Raw genomic sequence first — 2,348 nt, forward strand, 5'->3', positions numbered from 1 at the left:
CCCGCCTCGCGGGCAGCCATGCGCTCGCCCGCCCTCCCGCTCGCCGCCCTGCTCGTCGCCGCCTCCGCCGCGTGCGCCGGCGCGGGCGCGCGGCCCGAGGCTGCCGGCCCGGGGGCCCCGCCGCCCGCCGCCGCCCGGACGATCTGCCCCCCGCGCCATCGCCCACTACCTCGAGGCGCGCCGCGCGCGCGGGGCCGGCGACGACGGCGCCGCGGTGGAGGCGCTCCGGCGCGCGGTGGCGTACGACGAGGCCAGCCCCGAGCTGCACGCCTCGCTCGCCGAGGCGCTCGCGCGGGCCGGGCAGGAGGAGCTGGCCGAGGGGGAGGCGCGGCGCGCCGTGGCGCTCGCCGCGGGCGGCCCGGCGGCGTCGCAGGCGCACCTGCTGCTCGCCGACCTCGCCGAGGCGCGCGGGGAGCGCGAGCGCGAGCTCGAGGAGCTGCGCGCGGCCATCCGGATCGAGGAGGCGCTGGGGCGCGCCGGCGAGCGGCCGGATCCCGAGCCGTGGCGGCGGCTGGTGGACGCGTACCTCGAGGCGGGCGACGAGGCCGCGGCGGAGCGCGTCCGGGCGTGGGCACGCACCGCGGGCGCGCCTTGACCCCGCCGCCCCCGGCCGCTAGCGTCCCGCCGATGCCGCTCCCCTCCTTCCCGTCCGACGCCGAGGCGAGGCACGAGGAAGGGTTCATCAACTCGGCCGATCACCTGCGCCTGTACTGGCAGCGCTTCACGCCCCCGGCGCCGCGCGCCACCGTGGCGGTGCTGCACGGCGGCGGCGATCACTGCGGCCGCTACGCCGGGATCACCGCTGCGCTGGTGCGCGCCGGGTTCCAGGTGGCGCTGCTCGACTTCCGCGGCCACGGCCAGTCCGACGGCCGGCGCTGGCACGTGGACGCGTTCGCCGACTACCTCGCCGACCTCGACGCGCTGGTCGCGAAGCTCGCCGCCGACGGCGTCGCCGGCGAGCGGCTCTTCGTGCTGGCGCACAGCCAGGGCGCGCTGATCGCGACGCTGTGGGGGCTGAGCGGCCGCGGGCGGCTCGTGAGCGGGTTCGTGCTCACCTCGCCGTTCTACGCGCTCGCCAGCCGCGCGCCGGTCGCGAAGCTCCTCGCCGCCCGCACCCTGGGCCGGCTCGTGCCCTGGCTGCCCATCTCGTCCGGCCTCGACCCTGCCGACCTGACCTCGGACCCGGACCTGCAGCGCTGGACCGCCCGCGACCCGCTCTACGGGCGGGTGACGACGCCGCGCTGGTTCGAGGAGGCGCGGCGCGCGCAGGCCGAGGTGGCGCGGCGGGCAGGGGAGTGGACGGCCCCGCTGCTCGTGCTCGCGGCCGGCGCCGACCGCGTGGTGGGGCTCGACGCGACCCGCGCCTTCGTCTCGGCGGCGGGGGCCACCGACAAGCGGCTCGAGGTGTACGGGGGGTTCCGACACGAGGTGCTGAACGAGGCCGAGCGGGCCCGGCCCATCGCCGAGGCGGTCGCCTGGCTCTCGGCGCGCGCGCCGCGTTGAACGCTGCGTGTGTGCGCGGAACACCCTGTTGACTGGCCCTCGAACGGACCTCTATCCTGCGCGGGTCTTACGAACCGATGTTCGTCGGGGGAACACCAGAGCCTCGTGGAGGGCTGCGGAACATGGCTGGCATCGAGAAGGTCCCGGCGTCGCGCGCCGGCGCGCACACGGTCATCGGAAGCTCGATCGTCATCGACGGCGAGATCTCGGGCGACGAGGACCTGGTGATCCAGGGCACCGTCAAGGGCCGCATCAGCCTGCGAGAGAGCCTGTTCGTCGAGTCGTCGGGCGTCATCGAGGCGGACATCGAGACGGCGAACGTCGAGGTGTCGGGCCAGGTGACTGGGAACATCAACGCGAGCGACAAGGTCGAGCTGAAGGCCGACTGCAAGGTGGTCGGCGACATCCGCGCGCCGCGCATCCTGATCGCCGACGGCGCCCTGTTCAAGGGCAACGTGGACATGGAAGTCCGCGAAACCAAGGGGAAGTGAGCCGTGGCGACCACTGACGGCAGCACCATCATCGGCGAGTCGATCCTCATCAGCGGTTCCCTCAACGGCGACGAGGACCTCACGGTCCGCGGCCGCGTCGAGGGCACGCTGACCCTCACCAAGACCCTGGTGGTCGAGCCCACCGGCACGGTCAAGGCCGAGGTCCAGGTCCGCAACTGCGTGATCGCGGGCGCGGTCGTGGGCAACGTGACCGCCACCGAGTCGGTCGAGATCACCCGGGAAGGCCGGATGATCGGCGACATCCAGGCTCCGCGCGTCATCATCGTGGACGGCGCCAGCTTCCGCGGCCGCATCGACATGGGCGAGGTGGAGATCGAGGCCGAGCCCGAGGCC

At 75.2% G+C, this 2,348-nt stretch carries 4 protein-coding genes; all 4 read left to right on the plus strand.

Annotated elements, in window-relative coordinates; all coding sequences use genetic code 11:
* Positions 1 to 214 precede the first annotated feature (214 nt).
* On the plus strand, positions 215 to 595 hold the full coding sequence (locus PSR1_RS22960; protein ID WP_237758216.1) for a hypothetical protein: 381 nt from the start codon (positions 215 to 217) through the stop codon (positions 593 to 595).
* Positions 596 to 627: 32 nt separating this feature from the next.
* A complete protein-coding gene (locus PSR1_RS22965; protein ID WP_059439609.1) occupies positions 628 to 1,503 on the plus strand; it encodes an alpha/beta hydrolase in 876 nt (291 codons plus the stop codon).
* Positions 1,504 to 1,625: 122 nt separating this feature from the next.
* A complete protein-coding gene (locus PSR1_RS22970; RefSeq protein WP_012527618.1) occupies positions 1,626 to 1,994 on the plus strand; it encodes a polymer-forming cytoskeletal protein in 369 nt (122 codons plus the stop codon).
* Positions 1,995 to 1,997: 3 nt separating this feature from the next.
* The coding region (locus PSR1_RS22975; protein WP_059439610.1) for a polymer-forming cytoskeletal protein at positions 1,998 to 2,348 on the plus strand (351 nt) is incomplete at its 3' end.

Source organism: Anaeromyxobacter sp. PSR-1, assembly GCF_000964525.1.
GTDB lineage: Bacteria > Myxococcota > Myxococcia > Myxococcales > Anaeromyxobacteraceae > Anaeromyxobacter.